This window comes from Streptomyces sp. NPDC033221, assembly GCF_055577005.1.
Map to the genome: position 1 here is coordinate 1 of NZ_JBVIQN010000065.1, position 23,119 is coordinate 23,119.

Sequence of the window (23,119 nt, forward strand, 5' to 3'; positions counted from 1 at the left end):
TAGGGGGCCAGGCCGCTGGTGGTGATGTTCCATGCGTAGAGCAGGCCGGCCAGGGCCGCGACGGCGAGCAGGGCGGGGCGCGCCCAGGGGGGCTGGTTGTCGGGGGAGCGCCACACCTCCCAGCGACGGCGCGGGCGCCGGGAGGCTGCAGCCTGCCGGGCCGGTCCGGCCTGGGCGGAGGCGGTCACGGAAGGGGGAGTGAAGGCTGAGGACGCGGACATGGCTGAGGAAGGCTCCCTGGTCGCGGGGCACGGGCGGGTACGGGCCGGAGCAGGTCGACGGGGTGTGGCAGAAGCGGCCGCGGCATGCGTGGCGGGACGCCCGTCACCCGTTCGGGGACGCGCGGTCCGTGCCGATGGTGGTTCCCTGTGACATGACGGACAAGGGAGGCGATTGACCAGGAATTGTCCGGGAGTTGACCGGCCAGCTCAGCGGAACGCAAGGAGCCGTTCTTCCGGACAATGCGGGAGTGCCGTCGGGCAGCCGTGCCCTCGTGGCGCTACGCCGCACCGGATCAAAGATCCCTGCGGCGCTGTGTCGCACCGTGCGCCCACGGAGCTACGCCGTACCGTCCTCCGGAGGCGTCGGCGCGCCGCGCTGCCCGTCCTCCGCCGCCGGCATGCCGTCCCCGGCGGGGCGCCGTTCCGTGTCCGCCCGGCGGACGGTGAGTTCCGCGACGGCGCCGCCGTCGGGGGCATTGGCAAACCGCAGGGTCGTACCGAGGACCTTCGCCTGGCCCACGGCGATGGTCAGCCCCAGGCCGTGCCCGCTGCCCTTCCTGCCGTTCCGGGAGCGGGTGCGGAAGCGCTGCGGTCCCTCGGTCAGCAATTCCTCGGGGTAACCGTCGCCGTGGTCGCGTACGGTGACGACCGGCCCGTCGACGGTCAGGATCACCGGCGGGCGGCCGTGCTTGTGCGCGTTGGCGACGAGGTTGCCCAGGACGCGCTCCAGCCGGCGCTGGTCGGTCTCCACCCGGCAGCCCCGCACCACCCGGACCTCGGCCGTGAGCCCGGTGGCCCGTACCGCGCGTTCGGCCAGCGGCCCGAGCCGGTGCACGTCGAGGTCGGCGCGCTCCACCTCGGCGTCCAGCCGGGAGATCTCCAGCAGGTCCTCGGTCAGCCGCCGCATGGCCTGCACGCGCTCCTGGACCATCTCGGTGGGCCGCCCGGCGGGCAGCAGCTCGGCGGCCGCGTGCAGGCCGGTGAGCGGGGTGCGCAGCTCGTGGGCGACGTCGGCGGTGAAGCGCTGCTCGCTGTGCAGCTTGCGCTGCAGGCTGGCGGCCATCGCGTCGAGCGCGGCGGCCACGGCGGCGGTCTCGTCCCGGGCGTATCCGGGGCACTGCGCGCGCGGGTCGTCGACGCGGGCGTCGAGGTCACCGTCGCTGATGCGGCGTGCCACCTGTGCCGTGCGGTGCAGGCGCCGGGTGACGCTGCTGGTGGCGTAGAGGCCGACGATGAGGGTCAGGGTGATGGCGACGGCTGCCGACCCGATGATGGCCTGGTCCAGCCCGCTGATGACGGCCGCCCGCTGGCTGTAGTCCTGGCTGATGGCCAGGGCCTTCCCGTCGGCCGGGGTCACCGCCCACATCGTCGGGCGGCCGCCGCGCTCACCGAGCTGGGTGCCGCGCTCGCCGCGTCGCGCCATGTCGCGCAGGGCGGGCGGCAGGTCCGGCGGATCCAGTCGCGCGTCGCGGCCGGGCGGCTCTCCGGCGACGTAGGTCTCGACCGCCGAGCTCAGCCGGTCCAGGGCCGCGTGCCGGGCCTGCTCCTCGGACTGCCGACTGACCAGGACGTGCACGAGCACGCCCAGCACCGCGGCCAGGAAGCAGCACATGACCATGATGAACAGGGCGGCCTTCCACCGCAGTGTCGCCGTCCAGGAAGGCAGCCGCCGCCACCGGCGCCCGCGTGCCCCCGCCGTGCCGGCGCTCACCGTACGGCCTGCGGGTGGGCGGGCGACGGCGAGGCGGGTACCGGCGGTGTCCCTGCGAGCGCCGGCGGCCGGACCCGTCTCTGCCCTGGGAGCGGCCGGGAGCGGGGGAGGTGCACAGTGTTTCCAGTCGGTGGTTACGGGGGGCGCGGGGCGGAAGGAAACCCTACGTCGAACATGATGTTGGCTCCCTTCCATTGCGGCAATCCGGCGACTGCGTAACGAACGACCATAAGCGGGAGAACGATTCTGTCACTCCTCGTGGCGAGGACTGCCGGCCGTCCCGTACGGGGGTGCGGGCCGCGGCCCCGACACACCGAGGGATGCGCCCTCTCAGGCGGACTGCGCGCAGGCCGCCGTCACCAGCGTCACGGCGGCGTCCCGAGCACGCAGGGCCGAAGCCGCGTCGCCGCTGATCGTGGCGGTCGTGATGGCGCCGTCGACCAGCAGCGCCAGCTGGCCGGTCAGCGCCTCCGGATCGACGGCGGGCAGGTCGCGTACGAGGCCGGCGAGGTACGTGTGCACGGCGTCCTTGTGGTCGCGTGCGGCGCGGGCCACGCCCTCCGAGACGGCGCCCAGCTCGCCGAAGGCGTTGATGAAGGCGCAGCCCCGGAAGCCCGGCGTGCCGAACCAGGTGTGCAGCCAGTCGAAGACGGCGGCCGGCGCGTCCTCGGGCGTGGCGGCGTGTTCCTTCACATGGCCGGCCAGGGCCGCGCGCCAGCGCTCGTCGCGGTGCCGCAGGTACGCCTCCACCAGCTCGTGCTTGGCAGGGAAGCACTGGTACAGCCGCTTCAGTGACACACCGGACGCGGCGCGGATCTCGTCCATGCCCACGGCCTGGACGCCGCGGGCGTAGAACAGCTCCTCGGCTGCGTCGAGCAGCCGTACCCGGGCTTCTTCCTGGTGCACTGGGCCTCCCGCTTTCGCCGAGAACGATCGTTCTCTAGAGTAGCGGACGACACGGAGAACGCCCGTTCTCCGTGTGGTTCCTCCAGCAAGGAGTCCGCCATGACCCCACGCCCCCCGTTCCCGCCGTTCGACCGGGAGTCCGCGCTGAAGAAGGTCCGGGCCGCCGAGGACGCCTGGAACACCCGCGACCCCGAGCAGGTCGCGCTCGCCTACACCGAGGACACGGTCTGGCGGAACCGGGACATCTTCCTCACCGGCCGCGCCGAAATCACCGCCTTCCTCCGCGAGAAGTGGGCGCGGGAACTGGACTACGCCCTGCGCAAGGAACTGTGGTCCTTCCAGGACGACCGGATCGCGGTGCGCTTCCAGTACGAGTTCCACGACGCCGCGGGGCAGTGGTGGCGCAGCTACGGCAACGAGCTGTGGGAGTTCACCGGCCAGGGACTGATGCGGCGCCGCGAGGCCAGTATCAACGACGTACGGATCACCGAGGCGGAGCGGCGCGTCTTCGGCCCGCGGCCAGCCGAGGAGGACCGGGCCTTGATCCCGGTCTGGTGACCTGAGCCTTTGCGGCCCCGGCGCCGCTGCCAACGCACTCCGCCCCGCCGGAAGTCCCGGCGGGGCGGAGTGCGTGCGGCGGTCCGGCGCACCGCTGACGACGACGGGCGCGCCGGAAACCGGCCTCGGCTGACGCTTACTTCACGTTCTGCCGCTTACTGCGCATTCAGCGCTTACTTCACGTTGATCGCGGTCCACGCGGCCGCGACCGTCTTGTACTCGGTGCTGTTGGCGCCGTACAGGTCGGCGGTGGCCTTCAGCGTGCCGGTGCGGGCGCCCGCGTACTTCGTGGTGGAGGTGAAGTACGTGGTCAGCGCGCGGTACCAGATCTTCTGGGCCTTGTCGCGACCGATGCCGGTGACCTTGGAGTTGTCGTAGGTCGGGCTGTTGTAGGTCACGCCGTTGATGGTCTTGGTGCCGCTGCCCTCGGACAGCAGGTAGAACCAGTGGTTGGCCGGGCCCGAGGAGTAGTGCACGTCGACGCCGCCCAGCGACGAGGACCAGTAGTCCTTGGACGCGCCGTCCTTGGAGGGCTTGTCCATGTAGCGCAGCGGCGTGCCGTCACCGTTGATGTTGATCTTCTCGCCGATGAGGTAGTCGCCCTTGTCGGTCGCGTTGTTGGCGTAGAACTCGGTCGCCGTGCCGAAGATGTCGGACGTGGCCTCGTTCAGACCGCCGGACTCGCCGCTGTAGTTCAGCTTGGCGGTGGCGGCGGTGACGCCGTGGCTCATCTCGTGCGCGGCCACGTCCAGCGCGGTCAGCGGGTTGCTGTTGTTCTGGCCGTCGCCGTACGTCATGCAGAAGCAGGAGTCCTGCCAGAACGCGTTGACGTAGCTGTTGCCGTAGTGGACGCGGGAGTAGGCGCCCTTGCCGTCGTTGCGGATGCCGTTGCGGCCGAGGACGTTCTTGTAGAAGTCCCAGGTGACCGCCGCGCCGTAGTGCGCGTCGACGGCCGCGGTCTGCCGGCCGCCGCCCCACTTGTCGTCGGCGTCGGTGAACAGCGTGCCGGTGCCGGACGTGCCCTGGCGCAGGTCGTACGTCTTGTGATTGCCGCGGGCGCCGTCGGTGAGGTTGTAGGTGCTGCCGCTCTTGGTGGTGGTGAGCGGGACGGTGCCGCTGTACGAGCTGGTGCCCGTACCGGTCTCGATCGTCTCGTCCTGGAAGAGCTTGGCCCCGGTCTTCGCGTCGGTGACGACGTGCAGCTCGCTGGGCGTGCCGTCCTTCTGGACACCGGTCACCACGGTCTCGTACGCCAGGACGGGTTTGCCGGAGGCGGCCCAGATCACCTTGCGCGGCGCGTCCTTGGCCTCGGCCTTGGTGTTCTTCTCGGCGGCCGACGCGGACAGGGCGCTCTTCTTGGCGCCGGCGGCCGGCTGGGCGGCGTCCGTGGTGGGCACGGCTATGGAGGCCTGCGTCGCCTTGTCGACGGTGCGGGCGCCGTTCGTCTTCTCGTGTACGACCAGGTCCCCGCCGAGAACCGGCAGGCCCTCGTAGGTGCGCTCGTAGCGCGTGTGCACGGTGCCGTCCGCGTCCTTGATGACGTCGCGGGCGACGAGCTTCTCCTGGCCGCCGAGGCCGATCTTCCGCGCGGTGACGGCGGCGTCCGCCTGGGCGCTCTGGATCGCGCTCACGCGCTGCTGGGCGGAGAGCGCGACGGCGTTGGCGCCGGTCGCGGCGTCGGGCCGGGCGGTCGCCGATCCGGTCTGGACGGTGACCGCGACCATCGCGGCGGAGGCGACCAGGGCGGCGGCACGGAGGGTGTGCTTGCGGGGGGTGGAGGTCATGCGTCTCAACTCAGTCTCCTTGCGCGGGCCGCATGGGTGCGGCCCGGATGAGGGGGAGGGCGGGCCCTGTCGGGCCGCCCGGTGGTGCAGGAGTGAATCGAGAGGAGAGTGCCATCACCCGACCGTGTTTGTCAGGGCTTCAACAAGGATTTCACAGGGGGTTTGACGAAATGCGGTCGTTTGTCAGCGATTTGTGGTCGCCAAACGACCGATTTTGTGAACAGCTTGCTGCGCCCCCGGCGGATGCCGGCGCCCCGTAACCCCGTCCGGCGTGCCGGTCGCCACCGTCGTACGGCATGCCGGAGGCCCGGCGCCGCAATCGGACGCCGGGCCTCCGTACCACTACGGGCGCGCTGCCTCAGGAGGTGGGCAGCTTCGCCGACCAGGCCGTCACGGACAGCGTGCCGTTGTCCACGTCCTGGTCGAACGGGACCACGCTGTGTCCGTTGCCGCCCCGCGGCGAAACCTGGAGGTACTTGGCGTGCGCGGTGTCCGCGCCGGTGTGCGTCCACACCAGGTCGGCGTAGGCGCTCTTGCCCGGCGCGAGCGTCACCGTGTGCACGCCCGGGTCCTTGGCGAAGTACGTGTCACCGTGCCGCGCCTGGGTCTTGAGCGCGGTGTGCCCGGCGCCCTCCAGCGCCAGACCCGGGTAGCCGGATATCGAGCAGGTGCTCTTGCCGACGTTCTCCATCCGCAGGTAGGTCCCCGCGTGGTTCATCCCGGCCTGGCTGCCGCCCGCGTCCGTCGTGGTGACCTTCAGCGTCCCCGGCCGGCACGCTCCGGCACCGGCCGTTCCGGTGCCGGCGGCGGAGGCGACGCCCGCGCCGGCCCCCACGGCCAGGGCGGCGGCAGCGGCTACGGCGGCAGCGGTACGCAGACCACGCATGGTCGATCAACTCCCTCTTCCCCGGCATCCCGGGGAGCACGATCGGTTCTGCACCGACCCGCCTGCCCCATGCGCGTAACGCGACACACGCTCCGGTGCGGTGGCGGGCCGGTACGGCCATCCTTGATTCCGTGCACCCACCTTGCGCGCGGACGCTGATGATCGGCTAACACGTGGCTAACGCCCTGGTACCGGGGACAACGGCCGGAGCGGCGGCACCTCCGTACGGTCAGTGACCGCCCGCGAGCGCCCCGCTCAGCGACTTGTGGAGCTCCGCGCTGGTGTCGTCGAGGCCGATGATCTCGACGCTCTTGCCGCGCCGGGCGTACCCGGCCTGCACGGCGTCCAGGGCGGCGACGGAGGAGGAGTCCCAGATGCGGGCGCCGGTCAGGTCGACCACGACCCGGTCCGGGTCACCCGCGTAATCGAACCGCGCGGCCAGTTCGCTGGACGAGGCGAAGAAGAGCGCACCGGAGACCGAGTAGACGACCTGTGTGCCGTCCGGGTCGGTCACCGAAGTGACGTCGGCCTGGTGGGCGACGCGGCGGGCGAAGACGGCCATGGCGGCGACCGTGCCCACGACGACACCGATGAACAGGTTGTCGGTGGCCAGGACCACCGCGACGGTGATCACCATGACGGCGGTCTCGCCGGGCGGCAGCCGCCTGAGCGTCGCGGGCCGGACGGAGTGCCAGTCGAAGGTGCCGACCGAGACCAGGACCATCACGGCGACCAGCACCGCCATGGGAATGCGGGAGACGACCGGCCCGAGGGCGATACACAGCACGAGCAGGAAGAAGCCGGCCAGGAAGGTGGACAGCCGGGTGCGGGCCCCGTTCTTGACGTTGATCATCGTCTGGCCGATCATCGCGCAGCCGCCCATGCCACCGAAGAATCCGGTGACGATGTTGGCGATGCCCTGGCCCACGCACTCGCGGGTCTTGTTGGAGCGGGTGTCGGTCAGCTCGTCCACCAGCTTCGCCGTCATCAGCGACTCCATGAGCCCCACCAGGGCCATGGCCAGCGCGTACGGGGCGATGACGGTCAGGGTGTGCAGGTCGAACGGCACGTCCGGCAGACCGGGTACGGGCAGCGAGGACGGCAGCGTGCCCTTGTCGCCGACCGTGGGTACGGCGATCCCGGCCGCGACGGTGAGGGCGGTGAGGACCGCGATGGACACCAGCGGCGCGGGCACCGCCCTGGTCAGCCGCGGGAAGAACACCATCAGCAGCAGCCCGGCGGCGAACAGCGGGTACACCGGCCACGGCACGTCGTACAGGTTGGGCATCTGGGCGGTGAACAGCAGGATGCCCAGCGCGTTGACGAAACCGACCATCACCGGGCGCGGCACGAACCGCATCAGCTTGGCCACCCCCAGTGCCCCGAGCACGATCTGGAAGACCCCGGCGAGGATGACGGTGGCGATCAGGTGCCCGAGGCCGTGCTCCCGGGTGACCGGCGCGACGACCAGGGCCACGGCACCGGTCGACGCGGAGATCATCGCGGGCCGCCCGCCGGCGAACGCGATCACCATGGCCATGGTGCATGCCGCGAACAGCCCCACCTTCGGATCGACCCCGGCGATCACCGAGAACGAGATCGCCTCGGGGATCAGGGCCAGGCCGACGACCAGGCCGGCCAGCACCTCGGTACGCAGCACCTTCGGGGACAGCCACGGCGGGCGGAAGCCACGCGGCCGTGCGGCCGGGGACGGAACGGAAGGGGACAAGAGAGCGGGACCCTGTCGTGCTAGGGCACACCCGGTGGTGCCGAGGGTGTGCGGGAACGGCGCAAAGGACCCTACTCTACCCTAACGTTAGGGTAGAGTTGCCGGGCCACGGACCACGGGCCATGGATGCCCGGCCAGGGGGCACGGGTGCCGGGCGGCAGAGTCCCGCATACGGGCGGAAAGGGCGTCTCGTGAACGGCGAGCACATGCAGATCGGCGAGGTCGCCACGCGGACGGAACTGTCGCTGCGCACCATCCGCCACTACGAGGAGACCGGCCTCGTCATCCCCTCGGCCCGCTCCCAGGGCGGCTTCCGCCTCTACACGGAAGCCGATGTCGCCCGCCTGATGGTCGTCCGCCGGATGAAGCCGCTGGGATTCAGCCTGGACGAGATGCGCGACCTGCTCGCCGCCACCGACCGCCTCGACTCCGGCACCGGCCTGCCGGCCGACGAGCGGCGCGAACTCCTGACGCGGGTGCGCGGCTTCGAAGAGGCCGCTCAGCAGCGGGTGGCGGACCTGCGGACGCAGCTGGCGCGGGCCGAGGAGTTCGCCGCCACGCTCCGCGACCGGCTCGCGCGCGGTGCCGCCTCGTAGCAGCCGCACGGGCGGACGCGCCCCTGCTTTCGGGAGCGCGCCCGCCCGTATGGCGCCTGTCAGAACCGGCCCGGCCGGTTCATCGTCGCGGTGCCCGGCCGTGACCGATCCGGTCAGTTCATCGTCGACCCGATGGGCGCGCCGGTGGTCAGGAAGGCGGTCGCCGGGAGCGAGCCGTCCGCCCGGCGGGGCCCGTACGCGGTACGCGCGTCGGTGGACTTGAACGGCGGCGTCACCACACCGCGGTCCCAGGTGTTGCCGGTCGACACGGCCGAGGAGCCGATCTTGGCGGGCCGGTCACCGTTGGCGGCGGCCAGGTTCTTCGACAGCCGCGCCTTGCCAGTGGCGAAGTAGAAGCCCGCCTTCTTGTTGGCGTACGCGGTGTTGCGCCCGAGCGTGGTGGCGCCCGGATTGCTGTTCTCGGTGAAGCCGTGGAGCGTGTTGTCCCAGGCCGCGTTGTTGTTCACCACATGCGCGGCGACCGTGCCGCCGCCGCCCAGCTTGAAGCCGTTGCCGTTGCCCTCGAAGGCGGGGTCGTGCCAGCGGTTCTTTCCGTTGCCGTAGGCCCAGGTGTGCTCGATGGTGACCGGGCCGGCGAACTTCCAGAGGTCCAGCCCGTCGTCCGCGTTGTTGAACAGCCGCGCCCCGGTGATCCGGTTGCCCTTGCCCGAACCGAACTTCACGGCGATGCCGTCGGCGTTCTGGCCGTGCGTGGCGGGGTCGAAATTGCCGTGACTGTCCAGGTTCTGTACGAGGTTGTCGTTGGTGCCCTCGCCGCGCAGGGTGAAGCCCGAGTTGCCGTTGTCGGCGGTGACCAGGTTGCTGAAGACGCCGCCGGTGGAGGACGTGGCGACGAAGCCGTGCGCGGGCGACTTCTGGAAGGTGAGGTTCCGGACCGTCCAGTAATCGCCGGAAATCCCGGCCAGCCAGGACCCGGCGGGCAGCTTCGAGCCGTCGATCCGCACCTTCTCGCTGCCGTACGCGGCGAGGGTGATACGGGCCGTGGGCGTGCCGTTGGCGGAGCTCTTGAGGCTGCTGGTCGGGTAGTACGTACCGCCGCGCACCTGGATGGTGGTGCCGGCCTTGGCGTGCGCGACGGCGTCCTGCAGGGCCGCGGTGGAGGAGACGACGACGCTCTGGGGCGCCGCCCCGGCCGTACCGGGGGCGAGCGCCAGCCAGACACCTCCGGCGCCGGCGGTCACGGTGACGGCAGTGGCGATGGTCAGGGTGCGGGTCCTGCGGTGGCGACCGGTGTTGCTGCTCACGGCAGTGGTTCCTCTCGTGGGGGACAGGTACGGAGCGGCGCTCCGGGCCTCACGCCCGCAGTGCCGCTCTCCTCCTCGTCGCCGCCGCCCGGGTAAAGGTTGCCGCCGGGACGCGATCGGTTCGAGTTCTCGCCGTGGGCGCCCGACCATTCACCGTCGCATTGTGAGAAACGGAGTTTATGGGCATCATGATGGAGGGCGGCCGGAAACGCTGGTAACAGCGGCAACAGTGATATCGGCGCCCTGCGCCGGCTGGGCATGGTACACCTGCCATAAGCCTGGGGCGGGGAAAGTCGAATAAATGATTCCCATGAATGAACATTCACCCGGCGTGGTGCATCGGCGCCGAATGCGGGCATATCTTTTTCGCGGCAGGAAAAACCGGCCGATGAAAGGATGAAAAGGTGAAGATCTCCGTAAAGACGAGCATTGCACTGGCCTCCAGCGTCATGCTGGCGGGTGCCCTTCTCAGTGTGGGTGGCAGCTCCCAGGCTCTGGCGGCGCCCGGGGACCCCGCGACCGATACGTGGACGCACTCCATCCAGAACGAGCAGCACAACACCAATATCGATGCCTACTACGGAGAGGGCGTGGTCACGCGGCCCGCGACCTACGTGTACCAGGTCTGGAAGGGTACGCGCGTCGGGAGGACCGAGGGTGGTGTGGGGGTTTACACCATCAAGCCGGTCTCTCCGCCCGCTCCGGAGAACTACAAGGGATGCCTGACTTTCCATGGGGAAAATGTCCAGGTCACACAGGACGAATGCGTCCCTGGCCAGCTGAATCAGCGATGGGTCGTCAACACGGCCCTGGACAAGATCACTATTATCCCTGAGAAGGCCCGCGACCTCCGTCTCCAGGGGGAGTCCGGGGATGCGGCGTCGTTGAAGCCGCAGAAGGTCGACGACGGGGACGACCAGGTGTGGAATCTTTACGACAAGGAATAACGCGCGATATTCCTAGTTGCTGAACGAGCGGCCCGGCACGCGCGAAGTGCCGGGCCGCTTCACGCCGCGTCCGTCCCGGCGTGCGCACCCAGGGCGGACGGCGCCCCGGCACGGATGGATACTGATCTTCATGCGTATCGACTTCGACCCCGAACAGTACGACCGGCAAGGCTTCTACCGGCTGCTCACGGCGACCGTGGTCCCGCGGCCCATCGCCTGGGTGTCCACCATCTCCGGCGAGGGCGTGGCCAACCTGGCTCCGCACTCGTTCTTCAACATCGCCTGCGTCGCGCCGCCCATCCTGCAGTTCTCGGCCGTCGGGCGGAAGGACTCCCTGCGCAACGTCGAGGAGACCGGCCAGTTCGTGGTGAACCTGGCACCCGAGGAACTCGCCGGGCAGATCAACGAGACGGCGACCGACTTCCCGCACGGGGTGAGCGAATTCGACGAGGTGGGCGTGGCCGCCGAACCAAGTCTGCGGGTGAAGCCGCCGCGGGTCGCCGCCTCGCCGGTGGCCTTCGAATGCGAACTGCACAGCACGACACGGTTCGGTGACTCCACCGTCGTCTTCGGCCGCGTGGTGCACGCCGTGGTGTCGGAGGAGGTCATGACCGACGGCCACCCGGAGATCCGCAAGATGCGGCCGCTGTCCCGGCTGGGCAAGGACGAGTGGGGGACGATCGGCGACGTACGGGAGATCTCCCGCATCCGCCACGCCGACTGGCAGGGGCCGGCCGCGGGCGCCTGACGGGAAGGCGGCGCACCCGCTCGCCCGTCTCCACACGCACCCCGGGGCCGGGGTGCGTGTGGCACCCCAGAGACCAGGGGGTGCAGGCTCCCCAGGGGGCCGGGGCGGCAGGCACCCCAAAGCCTGGGGAAGTAGCGCGTTTCCACCCCCTCCCGCTCCCGTCCACTTCCGCATCACCCTGGTCTCCGAGACTCTTCAGTGCCCCGGCCCGCAGGCGTAGCGGGCCACCGGCCACTGGAGATGCGATGACGAGATCGACGGGCTGCTCCGCCGCGGTGCCGGTTCCCCCGCCGGCCGAGGCACCGGCGCCGGACCCCACGGGCGCCGCTCGCGCCTCCGTAGGACCGTTCAGCCGCCGTACCGCACTGCGCGTCGTCGCGGCGACGGCGGTCGGCACCCCTGCCCTGGCGTACGGAGGCGGCACCGCGCACGCCGCCCGAGGCGACCGGCGGCTGCGCACCATGACGTTCAACCTCCGGTACGCCTCCGACCAGCGGCCCAACTCGTGGCCCGAACGCCGCCCGGTCATGCGGGAGTTGCTGCACCGGTCCGCGCCGCATCTGCTCGGCACGCAGGAGGGCCTGTACCACCAACTGCAGGACATCGCGGAGGACCTCGGCGAGGACTACGCCTGGCTGGGCACCGGCCGGGCCGGCGGCAGCCGCGACGAGTTCGCCACCCTCTTCTACGACATCCGCCGACTGACTCCGGTCGAGTACGACCACTTCTGGCTCTCGGATACCCCGTATCTGATCGGCTCGGCGACATGGGGCAACACCGTCATCCGCATGGCGACCTGGGTGCGCTTCCGGGACCTGCGTACCGGCGGCGAGTTCTACGCTCTCAACACCCACCTCGACCACCTCAACCAGTACTCGCGTGAGCGCTCCGCGACCCTGATCACCGACCGGCTCCGCGCGCTGGACCCGGCCCTCCCGCGCATCGTCACCGGCGACTTCAACGTCCCCGCCCACAACAACCCCGTGTACGACACGATGCTCAGCCGGGGCGCGCTCGTGGACAGCTGGGACACCGCCGACTCGCGCAGCACCCTGTACGCCACGTACCACGGCTACCGGCCGCTGGTGCGGGACGGCGAACGGATCGACTGGATCCTCACCTCGCCGTCGGTCCGGACGCACCGCGCCGTGATCGACACGTTCTCCGAGGACGGACAGTTCCCCAGCGACCATCTGCCGGTGCGCGCGCTGCTGGAGCTGCCCGAGGTACCAAAGGGCTAACGGACTGGGGAAATTGAGCGTCGGCGTGCCAGCCTGGCGGTTCGGCTGGTGGGTGATCAGCGGCTGGTGTCGCGGACGAGGATGAGGACGAGAACGAGTTCGGTGCTCGTCCGGCGGTGGGTGGCCCGCTGCGCGGATCGGCCGGAGACGAGCGAGACGATCGCGGGATGGGTCTCGGCGTAGGTGTCGCGACGCCCGTGTGGCCGCCTTCATGTCCGCCGAGGCCGTAATCCGATGGTCAGCTCTCCGGATGTCCGCCAAGGCCGTAAACCGGTGGACAGCTCTCCGGTTCTGGTTGAGCATCACCGCGATGAACAACGAACCTCTCTCCGCCCCCCAACGCGTCCGTTTCGTCGAGCTCGGCGCAAAGGCACTGCGGGCGCTTGCCGACGGTGACCTCGCCGGCGGCAGCGCCGAGGCCGGGGTCGCCCTTGACGAACACTTCGTCGGTGAGCGAGCCCGCTGGATCTTCGGCCACCGCGCCGACCAGCTCGCCAAGGACCCCTCTGCCGCGCCCTGGATCACGCGTGCCGCGGTGTCCGAGCCGGACGGGGTCGTCGTTGGCGACGCCGGGTTCCACGGGCCGCCGGACGAGGCCGGCATGGTCGAGGTCGGCTATACCGTCGTGCCCGGATACCGCCGCCAGGGCTATGCCCGCGCCATGCTCAGGGCGTTGCTCGTCAGGGCTGCGGCCGACCCCGACGTCAGGACCGTGCGCGCCAGGATCGGATCCGACAACACAGCTTCCCTGGCGTGTATCGAGGGCTTCGGTTTCACGCGCGTCGGCGAGCAGGGGGGCGAGCACGACGGGCTCACGATCATCTTCGAGATCCCGGCAGACTCCATTCAGGCCGGGTAGCTTTACGGTCTCGGCGGACACGGTGATCGTCCCGGCCGGGCCGTGACATGAGAAGGGCCGCACGCGTCGGGTGAGTTGTGAAGCTGACCTGGGCCCGTACGGTCAGTTTCCATCCTGCCCTGCCCGGCGTCTGACGCGCACATTCCGGGTGGATCGCTCCACCCGGGCGTTCGTCTCCGGCAAACGCAAGCAGAACACCATCAAGACCACCACGTCAGCGCCCCACCGAAGAAGCCCAAGGACGAGGCGTGCGAAGGCGACAAGCATGTCCGCGCAGCCGGCCCCCCACCGAACTCGTCCTCGTCCGCGACACCGCCCGCTGATCACCCACCAGCCGAACCGCCAGGCCGGCACACCCGAAGCTCATTTTCCCCCAGACCGGAAGCAGCACCCCCGCTCCCGCTCCCACTGCCCCCACCCCCGCCGCCGCCCCGCACCCGAAGCCCGGCCAGCAGGTCGTGCGTCGCGGCCGCCACCGCGTCCACGGCCTGCTCGAACACCTCCCGGTTGTGCGCGGCCGGCGCACGGAAGCCGGAGACCTTGCGGACGTACTGGAGAGCCGCGGCCCGGATGTCGTCCTCGGTCACATCGGGGGTGGCGGGCGGTCGGAGCGTCTTGATACTGCGGCACATACCTTCAGTGTGCCTCGCGACCCTGATGGAATACCGGGATGAACGATCAAGCCCTCGACCCGGCCGTCCGTGACCGACTGGCCATGGAGCGAATCGTCTGGCTGTGCACCCTGCGCCCGGACGGCTCCCCGCACGTCACACCCGTCTGGTACGTCTTCCTACGCGGCACCTGGTGGATCGGCGCGGACCGTGCCTCGGTGAAACTGCGCAACATCGAAAACGATCCGCGGGTCTCGCTGGCCCTGGAGGGCGGCGCGGCTCCGGTCGTTGCGGAAGGGCGCGCCAGGGTGTGGCACGTGCCGCGGGGCGACGGCGCGTTGCCCGCGACCGCTGCTGAGGGGCCCGAAACCGCTGTTCCGGGAGCGGAGAGCGCTGTCCCGGGGCCCGACGCCGTCGCTGCGCGGCCCGTCCCTGCCGCCGCGGGGCCCGTCCCCGCCGTACCGTCCGACGTCATCGCGACCTTCATCGCGAAGTACGACTGGAACGCTGCCGTCACGCCCCCGGGGACGTCGGGCCGGGTGCTCTTCGAGGTGCCCGTCGACCGCTGGCTACTCGCGGGCACGGCCCAGTAGCCCTGTGCGGCAGTCCTGCCCGGTGACCCTGGCCACTGGCTTCCCGCCCGGTGGTCCGCCCTACTCCAGACCGGTGACCCGCAGCGTGATGTTGAGGCGCCCGCTCGCCAGCCCCGTAGCCGGGTCGCCGGTCCCCGGACGTACCTTCGTGACCCCGTGATAGGCGAACCGTGACGGCCCGCCGAAGACGAACAGATCGCCGGAGACCAGCTCGACATCGGTGTAGGGGCGGCCGCGGGACTCGGTGTTGCCGAAGCGGAAGACGCAGGTGTCGCCGATGCTGAGCGAGACGACCGGGGCGCCGGACCGTTCGTCCTTGTCCTGGTGCATCCCCATCGTGGCCGTATCGTCGTAGAAATTGATCAGAGCGGTGTCCGGTGTGTAGTCATCACCGGCGGCCGTGTTCTCGTACGCGTCGGCCAGCGCCGCCCGCCCCAGCTCCACCAGCCAGTCCGGGAACGCGGCGACACGGGCACCGTTGACGTCGTCGGCGGTGCGCTTGTACGTGTACGGCTGCCAGTGCCAGCCGAGGCACACCGTCTGTACGGACATGACGCCGCCGCGCGGCAGCCGGGTGTGCCGGATCGGAACGGGTCCCCGCGCCCAGTCGCGGCAGGCGGTGACCAGTTCCCGCTGCCGCTCCAGCGACAGCCAGCCGGGCACGTGCACCGCGCCCGGGGCGGGGCGGGCCCGCTCGCGCTCCGTACCGCCGAAGCCGGGCAGAGGCATGTTCACCACCACTCACTCCCGGTCCCGTCGGTGTACGGACGGCAGGCCTCCGCCCCGCCGCCCCTTCCCGCCCATCTTCCCCCACCTGCCCTTACGGCTACCTCTCGGACCCAGCAGCCTCGGCGCCCTCGACAACCTCCCCGGCCTCCCCGGCCTCGGCCTCTGCGGGGTCCGCGATCAGCGCGGTGGCGACCCGCCGGAAGCCGAGCCGCTCGTAGATCCGAGCCACATCGTCGTTGTTCGCCGACAGGAACACCGTACGGACGCCCCGCTCCCGGGCGTCGGCCACCAGCGCGGCGGTGACCGCGAGACCCAGGCCGCGACGGCGGGCGCTGGGCAGCGTCCCCACGCCGACGATCTCGCTGACCGCTCCGACCGGCTGATGCTGACCGGCACACAGCGCCGCGCCGTCCTCCTCGGCGACCGCCACGGCGGTGTACCCGTTCCGTATGCGCTCCGCGACGCCGTCCACGGACCCGTCCTCGACGAGCAGGCGAACCGTTTCCGCCAGCTCCCGGGCGCCCGCCGCGCCGATCCGGGTGTCGGGCTGCCCGAAGGCCACATGCGGTACGGCGACGGCGTACGGCAACGCCGGGTCCCCGTCCGCCAGCACCCGGACCCGCACCGCCGACCCACCACCGGCCACACCGGCAGCCGCCGCTTCGGCCTCCGCCCCTCCGCCTCCCGCTTCCTCCCCACCACCCCCGACCTGGTCCTCACTCAGGTCCAGGGCGAGCAGCGGGTGCTCATGCACCGCCAGCCCGGATTCCTCCACCGCGGCGCGCAACTGTGGCGCGGTCTCGGACACCCACTCGAAACTCTCGGGCAAATCCAGCTCCCGCTGCCGGGCCCGCACCCGCGCCACCTCGGCGGCGCTCACCGGATCGCCCGTCCACCCCCGGGTGGGCCGCGCGTAATACGGCCAGCCCCGGCCCGCACGTACGAAGAGCGTCAATGCCCCGAAGTCCTCCGCCCGGGCGGCACTGCGCGGGACGGCGTCGTAGTACTGCTCGATCCGGTCGAGCAACTGCGCCAGGAGGAGGTCGGGGTGGCGGTTGTCGTCATTCTCGGCGTTCACGCCCGCATCCAAGCAGCGATACGCCTCTCACCGCCAACGGTTTCCGCCCACTCCCCACCGCGGCCCGCCTCCCCCGGCCGCCCACCCCTTACTGCCCGCCTGTCCGCCCGCCTGTCCGCCGGTCGACTCAGGAGACCCCGACGACATCCCTGCGCACCGCGAGCGTCCATATCTCCAACAGCCGCGCGTACTCCGCTCGGTCCTCAGCCGTCCACGACCGGCCGCGGCGGGCGCGCACGAACCGCCGGATCGCCTCATTGGCGTCGGCGGCGCCCAGGGGCGCACCCGCGGAAGGGGAAGGGATTGGGGACATGCCGTCCATGCTAGGGGCGGCCACTGACAGCGAACCCTCGCTGAAGTGCCCCCGGCCGCCGCCCTGCTGTGCCGACGTGGCCACGTGCACCGTACATATGCGTCTGACCTGCCGTGACCCATTCGCACCCGGCGCGCGAAGGTCGCCATATGTGTCCAGACCCACACCCTCCGCCCACCCTCCCTCCACGCACCGCCCACCGCTGAGCCGATCGGGTGACCTCAACGCTCCCCACTCCCGGTGGATTCCGCCTCGAAAACCCCCGGCACCCTCCTGGCTCCACCCGCCCCACCGACAGCCCCCAGCCACCTCTCCCCACCCATGTCGGCGCCTTCGCCCCTCACCCTCCCGTTAGGCCAACCGGATAAATCGAGAGAAAAGGCGCGTTTCTCCTTTCATATGACCGAACGGCGAGGGTTGAATCGAAGCGTCAGTCACTCTCAGCACGCCTCAAAGGAGGATGTTGGTATGCGTTCTGTCATGCGTCCGCTTTTCGTCGGCCTCGCGGTGGTGGGCCTGTCCGCCGCCGGCGCCGTCGCCGCCCAGGCCCACGGTCACGACGACGACCTCGTCCACATCAGCAAGTACGTCAACGCGCCGAGCCAAGCCTCGCACAACTGGGGCAGCGGCAACTGGAACTCGGCCGCCCGATTCGGGGACCTGGAGCAGGACTGATTGCCCCAGCGCCTTGATGGTGGGCACATCCGGCATCCCACCGGGTGTGCCTGCCGGCACGCGAATGGACCGGGCGAGGCGCCTCTCCCGCCTCGCCCGTCGATTCGTGACCCCGGAGCGCCGGCACCATGGTGAACAACGACGACACATCCGAACAGCAGGTCACCCTGCTACAAGCACAGCTGCAGCAAACCCAGTTCGAACTTGCGCAACTCGCCCGCAGGCGTGACGAACTCGAAACCGCGCTGAAGTACGTGGTCGGCAAGACGGGCGGCGAAGTGACCGTGACCCGGCAGGACCGCGACCGGCTGCGCGCCGTCGGCCGTGTCCACATGCGGTACGAACCCGCCGACGGCAGTTGGCACTACGAACTCCACTGAAACGGCCCGCGCCACCGAGCGGCAGTCGCTCACGCATTCGCCCGCCCACGCCTTCTTTCAACGGCTCCGAAATGGGTATCACACAGAAAACCCACCCCCACTGTGTGCCTCGGAGCCGCAGATGCAGCATGCCTTGCCCATGCCCGGAGACATCGGTCTCACCCAGATCAGCGGCAATGTGGGCCGCTTGATCCGTATCGGCCAGTGGCTGAACGGAAACGGTTTCGGCGATTACCAGCACGCCTTCCTCGTACTCCCCGACGGAAAACTGATCGAAGCCGAACCCGGCGGTGCGACCATACGCTCCCTCTCCGCCTACGACGGCGCGGATGTTCTGTACGTGTGCCCGGAAGGGCTCACCGACCGCCAACGCGACGCGATATGCGTCGCGGGCCGTCGCTACGAGGGAGTCCCCTACAGCTTCCTCGACTTCCTGGCCATCGCCGTCCACCGCCTCCACCTGCCCTTCCCGGGCCTGCGTCGCTACGTCGCCGCCACCGGCCACATGATCTGCTCCCAACTCGTCGACCAGACTTTCCGGGACGGCGGCGTCCACCTCTTCGACGACGGGCGCTGGCCCGGCTATGTGACCCCCATGGCCCTCTACGAACGTCTGGCCCACTGACCCCGTGGGTCGGGCTGATTCGATCGTCACCTCACCCCGCTTCGAGAACAGACGTCATCGGTGATCGAAGCATCGGTCGGTGCGGTGCCCGGCCTCATTCCGGCCGTCGTCATGACCGCCGCCCTACTGGCCGTTCCTGTCGGCCTCATCGCCAAGTTACGCGGACGTCCCGCCATATTGCCGATGCTGCTGACCACGGCCCTGGCCGGCGTACTCACCGTGACGCTGACGCCGGGATTCGCCGGAAACGGTTCACACGGCACATGCGACAAAGGCTTGCCCGGAACCGCCTTCTTGGCCGCCGAATCAGCCCAGTTGAACGTCCTGCTGTTCATCCCGTTGAGCTTCCTGGCCGTTCTCCTCTTCCAGCGGCCGGTGCTCGTACTCACCGGGACGGTGATGCTGACCGGCGGCATGCGGAGGGTAGACCTAGGGCGCTTCTGATGGATCTCCGCGGCATCGCGACTCCCCCAGCTACCGCTGGGAGGTGCCCCCAGGCACGCACCCTCGCCGCACGGCGCAAAGGGACAGGTGGCTCCGCCACATGACCCTTCACACCGCACGCCGAGCGCACGCACCGAACGCCGCTCCGTCCCCCACGGAGATCCATCAGAAACGCCCTAGCGACGCGTTGCCGACACATCGTGTGCGCCGGCGGAGAACGTCCGCGCTTCGGCTTAGCCATAACTGCCGAAGCTGCGTACTCACCCGAGTTGAGTAGGGGCGCTCATGTGCGGGATATCGGGTTTGGGTTGAGTTGCAGCATGCTTTCATCGCCCGACTTCGACGCGCGTGCCTCGCACGCCTGGATCACTCCGCTCGTGTCGACGATCGTTACGCTACCCGTAGCGCTGTTCTTCTTCGGCGTTGCCATGTTCTCCCCCATGGCCTGTGACTCCTGCGAGAGCGCGGTGGCTCAACGATTCGGCCGGAGCCTGATGCAGGGCATCACGGAGCTTTTCGTCGGATATGCCGTGGCGGGACTGTTCCTGCTCGGGGCTTGGGCGCTGCCTTGGAAGCAACGCCATGCCACCCACCGACTGGTGCTCGCAGTACTGGCGCCGTCCGCCGTGGTACTGGCCTTTGTCTTCTTCCTGGGCATGGTCGAATGGCCGACCTGAGGTAACGGATGTGATGGATGCGGTCTCTTTGGAGACGCAAGTCGGGTGGTGGCACGGGCTGCTCTGCAACGGTTCTGCCGACGGCCAGACGCGTTCGGCGAGCCGGTTGCGTAGGCGGGCTGCGGCGGCGTCGGCTTTGGTGAGCAAGTCAGTACTGACCAGCAGCTCGGCATGCTCGGCTGCCTGCCCGGCCAAGGTGCACGGCGCGGCGGAAGGCTCCAGGCTCAGGCCGTCCGTGGTGGCATGACAGGTGTCCTCCGGACCGGTGGCCCGCAGGGGCGGGAACACGCCCACGTCATGCGTGCCCCGAAACGTCGTGGCGCGATGCTCGTCAGGGAGCTTGACGAGGTGCCGTCGGGCGCGCTGGTGGTGTGTCCCGCAGCCAGGCTTCCCGCTGGTGGCCAAGACGCACCCCGAGGCGCATCCGGCAGGGAGCCTGGCGAGTCCGGGCGACGGAAGCCGAGGAGGACGTACACCCGTCTCCGCTCGATCGCGGGAACCTCCGTTGCTCGGGGGACGCGGCCGCGCTGTCGGCACTCGATGATCACGAGGAGGAGTGGGAGCGAGCCCGGAGCGAGCCGGGTACGGGCGGTGGTCGGGCAGCCTTCTGGGGGATCGATGATGTTTGTTGAGCGACTCGACGCTTCTATCGGTAAATACCTGAAATGTCCGCCTAGTGTCCTCCGTGGAAGGTGATCAAGTCGGTCACCGGCAGGGACGTGAGGAGTGCGGAGCATGACCGAGAACACTCTGCGGGACAAGGTCGCGGTCATCGGCGGGGGTGAGAAGAACCTGGGCGGACTGACCAGCAGGAACTTCGCGGAATCCGGGGCGAAGGTGGTCGTGCACTACCACAGCTCCGAGAGCGACGCCGAGCAGACGGTGGGGGCGATCCGGGAGGCCGGGGGAGAGGCCGTCTCCGTCCAGGCGGACCTGACCAAGGTTGCGGAGGTACGGCGGCTCTTCGACGCGGCGGTGGATGCCTTCGGCGGCATCGACATCGCGGTGAACACCACCGGGATGGTGCTGCGCAAGCCGATCCTGGAGACCACCGAGGAAGAGTACGACCGGATGTTCGGCATCAACGCCAAGGCGGCGTACTTCTTCATTCAGGAAGCCGGACGTCGGCTGAACGATCACGGCAAGATCATCAGCCTGGGTACGTCGCTGCTGGCCGCCTTCACGGACGGTTACTCCACCTACGCCGGCGGCAAGGCACCGCTGGAGCACTTCACCCGGGCGGCGGCCAAGGAGTTCGCCGACCGTCACATCTCGGTGAACACCGTGGCACCCGGTCCGATGGACACGCCGTTCTTCTACCCGCAGGAAACCCCGGAAAGGGTGGAGTTCCACAAGTCCCAGGCGATGGGCAACCAGCTCACCCACATCGAGGACATCGTCCCGGTCATCAGGTTCCTGGCCACCGAAGGATGGTGGTTCACCGGCCAGACGATGTTCCCCAACGGCGGCTACACCACCCGCTGACCTCACGCTCTCCCGGCGGGCCGCCCCGGCCGCATTCCGGCGCGGCCGGCCCGCCGCGCAGGGATGCCTGGCCATCACGCCTGGAGTCACTGGATGCACTGGATCGCCGAGCACCCGATCGACCCTGCGGTGCCCTCCTACGCCACCGTGGTCGGCACCGGCGGCAGGGACGCCTTCCCCGCCGCGCAGACGGGCGCTGTCAGCGATCCTGCGTAACGAGTCTTTCCAGCATCTGTTGCTGGTGGCGGTGGCCGATCGTTTCGTAGCCGACCACGGTGACGAAGGGGGCGAGCATGATGATGAGCAGGCACACCGCGGTCGGGATACCAGCCGAGGAGAGCAGGACGGCTGTCAGGAGTACGGCGAGCGTGAGGAAGATCAGCAGTAGGTGGAACCGCTCTCCCGCGGACAGCAGCAGGGTGTGCAGCAGATAGACCATCAGCAGATAGAGGCCGACCGGGAGAGCCAGGGAGAGGACCACGGCGACGTCGCTGAGTTCGGAGTGGTGTTCCAGCTGCAACCCGGCCACGTGCAGCCCGGCGCCGGCCCCGGCGATCCCGATGAACAGGGGGATGTGCCCGTAGCCGAAGAGGTATCCGCGGCTGCGACGGTGTACGAGGACGTCGCCGAAAGGGGTGGCGAAGTACACCCACCACATGCCGAAGGTCAGTCCGACGCCGGCGATGACGACGCCGATCGCGTCGCCGCTCCAGTGCGTTCCGTCCGCACCGCCGAGGAGGCCGCCAGACGAGGCCACGGTGCCGACGACCCCCTCGCCGAGGACGATGATCGCGAACAGGCCGTACCGCTCCGCGACATGGTGGGGATGCCAGGGGGTTTCAGCGGCGCTGCCCTGGGCGAGCACCGGCAACAGCAGTTCCAGCGCCCCGAGTACGACGAACGCGACGAACGCGACGATGAGCGGCGGATGGGCGAATCCGACCACGATCCAGCCGAGCTGGGCGACCACCGTCCAGCGGATGTTCGCCACTCCGACGGACCGGAACGCGGGGGCCTGCCGGGTGGCGCGCCACCACTGCGACACCATCGCGATCCGCATCACGACGTACCCGATCACCATCACCCGCAGTTCCAGACGACCGCCCTCGTCGACGGAGCGGAACATGGCCGGCAGGCCGAGCGTGAACACGACGACACCGATCATCTGCACCATCGTGAGGGCACGGTAGAGCCAGTCGTCAGTACTGAAGGCGGAGGCGAACCAGCTGAAGCTGATCCAGGCCACGCTGATCGCGACCATCGCCAGCACGAAAGCGGTGACCGCCTGGGCCGCGTGCCCCTCGGCGACCAGCTCGGCGAAGTGGGATCCCGCGGTGCCGACGGCGACCACGAACGTGAGGTCGAACAGCAGCTCGAGCGGCGAGGAGACCCGTCCGTGTTCCTCCGGGTCGCGGCCGGTCATCGGGATCAGCCGTCGTGATCGAGCACGCTGATCAGCCTCACTGGTGTACTGGGGATCATTCATGCGCAGCATCCTTTCCGACGGCATCGACTTCCGGGAGCGCGCCGCTCGGCGTGGCGTGTCCGGCTGTCAAGAGGTGCTGAGAACGGTGCTGGCCGGTGAGCGGGCGCGGGCGGGCGTGTCGGTACCGATGTCCCACTCGGACGCCAGGGGGTGGCCCAGGGCGTCAGTCGGCCGTGTACGGCTCGGGTGGTCCGGGGCCGGCAGGCCGCCTGGGGCCGGGTGGTGGTCCGGCGTTAGGTGCCAGGTGGCGGTCTGGGACAGGGGCGGCTCCTCATTTCGGCTCTGGTGGCCGTCGTCGTGCGCGGTCATCGGTCGAATGATCATGGCTCGTTAGCACCCTTGACCGTGATGAAACGTCACAGCGAGCCTGTTCGAGGACAGAAGGCCCAGAAACCTACTCCAGTCTCATGCTCCACTCGCGTATGGAGGTTCCATGGACGTCCAGATGAGCACCGAGGTCGACAGTGATCTTGGTGAACTAGAGATCTTTAATGGTGGGGGTTCTCCGTCCGGGTGACGGCTGGTGGCGCACTCGGTATGCCGGAGGGATGAGGTATCCCGATGGTGGCGGG

The 23,119-nt window shown here is 69.7% G+C and carries 27 protein-coding genes; 14 read left to right on the forward strand and 13 right to left on the reverse strand.

Features of this window, described 5'->3' with window-relative positions:
- The 3 genes from ACZ53K_RS41145 to ACZ53K_RS41155 form a co-directional block, all read right to left on the reverse strand.
- Nucleotides 1–221: hypothetical protein (locus ACZ53K_RS41145; RefSeq protein WP_468847817.1), on the reverse strand; the 221-nt coding region annotated here is incomplete at its 3' end.
- Nucleotides 222–558: 337 nt separating this feature from the next.
- Entirely contained in the window at nt 559–1,932 is a 1,374-nt protein-coding gene (locus ACZ53K_RS41150) for a sensor histidine kinase (protein WP_468847819.1), read from the reverse strand.
- Between the two features lie 330 nt (nt 1,933–2,262).
- Nucleotides 2,263–2,838, reverse strand: a complete 576-nt coding sequence (locus ACZ53K_RS41155; RefSeq protein ID WP_468847821.1) for a TetR/AcrR family transcriptional regulator — start codon at nt 2,836–2,838, stop codon at nt 2,263–2,265.
- Nucleotides 2,839–2,937: 99 nt separating this feature from the next.
- Between ACZ53K_RS41155 and ACZ53K_RS41160 the strand changes: the two genes are divergently transcribed.
- Complete coding sequence (locus tag ACZ53K_RS41160) at nt 2,938–3,396, forward strand: nuclear transport factor 2 family protein (protein ID WP_468847824.1); 459 nt, start codon at nt 2,938–2,940, stop codon at nt 3,394–3,396.
- A 173-nt stretch (nt 3,397–3,569) separates the two neighbouring features.
- Here the strand turns inward: ACZ53K_RS41160 and ACZ53K_RS41165 are convergent, their stop codons facing one another.
- From ACZ53K_RS41165 to ACZ53K_RS41175, 3 genes are all read right to left on the reverse strand, one after another.
- A complete protein-coding gene (locus tag ACZ53K_RS41165; RefSeq protein ID WP_468847885.1) occupies nt 3,570–5,180 on the reverse strand; it encodes a M4 family metallopeptidase in 1,611 nt (536 codons plus the stop codon).
- Nucleotides 5,181–5,538: 358 nt separating this feature from the next.
- Nucleotides 5,539–6,066: a DUF4232 domain-containing protein gene (locus ACZ53K_RS41170; protein ID WP_468847827.1), complete on the reverse strand. Its 528-nt coding sequence runs from the start codon at nt 6,064–6,066 to the stop codon at nt 5,539–5,541.
- A 229-nt stretch (nt 6,067–6,295) separates the two neighbouring features.
- A complete protein-coding gene (locus ACZ53K_RS41175) occupies nt 6,296–7,795 on the reverse strand; it encodes a SulP family inorganic anion transporter (protein ID WP_468847830.1) in 1,500 nt (499 codons plus the stop codon).
- A gap of 191 nt (nt 7,796–7,986) precedes the next feature.
- On the opposite strand from ACZ53K_RS41175, the gene ACZ53K_RS41180 reads away from it, so the two are divergent.
- A complete protein-coding gene (locus tag ACZ53K_RS41180) occupies nt 7,987–8,391 on the forward strand; it encodes a MerR family transcriptional regulator (protein ID WP_468847832.1) in 405 nt (134 codons plus the stop codon).
- 113 nt (nt 8,392–8,504) lie between these two features.
- Here ACZ53K_RS41180 and ACZ53K_RS41185 read toward each other — a convergent pair whose 3' ends face one another.
- The gene (locus ACZ53K_RS41185) at nt 8,505–9,656 is read right to left on the reverse strand and encodes a right-handed parallel beta-helix repeat-containing protein (protein ID WP_468847835.1); all 1,152 of its coding nucleotides are present in this window, start codon (nt 9,654–9,656) and stop codon (nt 8,505–8,507) included.
- A 404-nt stretch (nt 9,657–10,060) separates the two neighbouring features.
- On the opposite strand from ACZ53K_RS41185, the gene ACZ53K_RS41190 reads away from it, so the two are divergent.
- The 4 genes from ACZ53K_RS41190 (at nt 10,061) to ACZ53K_RS41205 (ending at nt 13,451) form a co-directional block, all read left to right on the forward strand.
- Complete coding sequence (locus ACZ53K_RS41190; protein WP_468847837.1) at nt 10,061–10,603, forward strand: RICIN domain-containing protein; 543 nt, start codon at nt 10,061–10,063, stop codon at nt 10,601–10,603.
- 130 nt (nt 10,604–10,733) lie between these two features.
- Complete coding sequence (locus ACZ53K_RS41195) at nt 10,734–11,351, forward strand: flavin reductase family protein (RefSeq protein WP_468847840.1); 618 nt, start codon at nt 10,734–10,736, stop codon at nt 11,349–11,351.
- 245 nt (nt 11,352–11,596) lie between these two features.
- Nucleotides 11,597–12,592 (forward strand): endonuclease/exonuclease/phosphatase family protein, encoded by a 996-nt coding sequence (locus ACZ53K_RS41200; protein WP_468847843.1) that lies wholly within the window; start codon nt 11,597–11,599, stop codon nt 12,590–12,592.
- Nucleotides 12,593–12,842: 250 nt separating this feature from the next.
- A complete protein-coding gene (locus ACZ53K_RS41205) occupies nt 12,843–13,451 on the forward strand; it encodes a GNAT family N-acetyltransferase (RefSeq protein WP_468847846.1) in 609 nt (202 codons plus the stop codon).
- 323 nt (nt 13,452–13,774) lie between these two features.
- Here the strand turns inward: ACZ53K_RS41205 and ACZ53K_RS41210 are convergent, their stop codons facing one another.
- Nucleotides 13,775–14,083: a DUF2277 domain-containing protein gene (locus ACZ53K_RS41210; RefSeq protein WP_468847849.1), complete on the reverse strand. Its 309-nt coding sequence runs from the start codon at nt 14,081–14,083 to the stop codon at nt 13,775–13,777.
- Nucleotides 14,084–14,121: 38 nt separating this feature from the next.
- On the opposite strand from ACZ53K_RS41210, the gene ACZ53K_RS41215 reads away from it, so the two are divergent.
- Complete coding sequence (locus tag ACZ53K_RS41215) at nt 14,122–14,655, forward strand: pyridoxamine 5'-phosphate oxidase family protein (RefSeq protein WP_468847852.1); 534 nt, start codon at nt 14,122–14,124, stop codon at nt 14,653–14,655.
- A gap of 60 nt (nt 14,656–14,715) precedes the next feature.
- Here ACZ53K_RS41215 and ACZ53K_RS41220 read toward each other — a convergent pair whose 3' ends face one another.
- The 3 genes from ACZ53K_RS41220 to ACZ53K_RS41230 form a co-directional block, all read right to left on the reverse strand.
- A complete protein-coding gene (locus ACZ53K_RS41220) occupies nt 14,716–15,384 on the reverse strand; it encodes an alpha-ketoglutarate-dependent dioxygenase AlkB family protein (protein WP_468847888.1) in 669 nt (222 codons plus the stop codon).
- A gap of 97 nt (nt 15,385–15,481) precedes the next feature.
- Nucleotides 15,482–16,462, reverse strand: coding sequence for a GNAT family N-acetyltransferase (locus tag ACZ53K_RS41225; RefSeq protein WP_468847855.1), 981 nt, complete (start codon nt 16,460–16,462; stop codon nt 15,482–15,484).
- A gap of 127 nt (nt 16,463–16,589) precedes the next feature.
- Entirely contained in the window at nt 16,590–16,775 is a 186-nt protein-coding gene (locus ACZ53K_RS41230; protein ID WP_468847858.1) for a hypothetical protein, read from the reverse strand.
- A 468-nt stretch (nt 16,776–17,243) separates the two neighbouring features.
- On the opposite strand from ACZ53K_RS41230, the gene ACZ53K_RS41235 reads away from it, so the two are divergent.
- From ACZ53K_RS41235 to ACZ53K_RS41265, 7 genes are all read left to right on the forward strand, one after another.
- Nucleotides 17,244–17,450: a hypothetical protein gene (locus tag ACZ53K_RS41235; RefSeq protein ID WP_468847860.1), complete on the forward strand. Its 207-nt coding sequence runs from the start codon at nt 17,244–17,246 to the stop codon at nt 17,448–17,450.
- Between the two features lie 128 nt (nt 17,451–17,578).
- A complete protein-coding gene (locus ACZ53K_RS41240) occupies nt 17,579–17,830 on the forward strand; it encodes a hypothetical protein (protein ID WP_468847863.1) in 252 nt (83 codons plus the stop codon).
- 121 nt (nt 17,831–17,951) lie between these two features.
- The gene (locus tag ACZ53K_RS41245; RefSeq protein ID WP_468847865.1) at nt 17,952–18,455 is read left to right on the forward strand and encodes a hypothetical protein; all 504 of its coding nucleotides are present in this window, start codon (nt 17,952–17,954) and stop codon (nt 18,453–18,455) included.
- A gap of 60 nt (nt 18,456–18,515) precedes the next feature.
- Complete coding sequence (locus ACZ53K_RS41250) at nt 18,516–18,899, forward strand: hypothetical protein (protein WP_468847868.1); 384 nt, start codon at nt 18,516–18,518, stop codon at nt 18,897–18,899.
- A 320-nt stretch (nt 18,900–19,219) separates the two neighbouring features.
- Nucleotides 19,220–19,576, forward strand: coding sequence for a hypothetical protein (locus tag ACZ53K_RS41255; protein WP_468847871.1), 357 nt, complete (start codon nt 19,220–19,222; stop codon nt 19,574–19,576).
- A gap of 735 nt (nt 19,577–20,311) precedes the next feature.
- Nucleotides 20,312–21,061, forward strand: a complete 750-nt coding sequence (locus ACZ53K_RS41260) for an SDR family oxidoreductase (protein WP_468847874.1) — start codon at nt 20,312–20,314, stop codon at nt 21,059–21,061.
- A gap of 93 nt (nt 21,062–21,154) precedes the next feature.
- The gene (locus tag ACZ53K_RS41265) at nt 21,155–21,277 is read left to right on the forward strand and encodes a hypothetical protein (RefSeq protein ID WP_468847876.1); all 123 of its coding nucleotides are present in this window, start codon (nt 21,155–21,157) and stop codon (nt 21,275–21,277) included.
- On the opposite strand, the gene ACZ53K_RS41270 is transcribed toward ACZ53K_RS41265, so the two are convergent.
- On the reverse strand, nt 21,261–22,547 hold the full coding sequence (locus tag ACZ53K_RS41270) for a low temperature requirement protein A (protein WP_468847879.1): 1,287 nt from the start codon (nt 22,545–22,547) through the stop codon (nt 21,261–21,263). The genes ACZ53K_RS41265 and ACZ53K_RS41270 overlap by 17 nt on opposite strands.
- A 66-nt stretch (nt 22,548–22,613) precedes the next feature.
- Nucleotides 22,614–22,856, reverse strand: coding sequence for a hypothetical protein (locus tag ACZ53K_RS41275; RefSeq protein ID WP_468847882.1), 243 nt, complete (start codon nt 22,854–22,856; stop codon nt 22,614–22,616).
- Between the last annotated feature and the right edge of the window lie 263 nt (nt 22,857–23,119).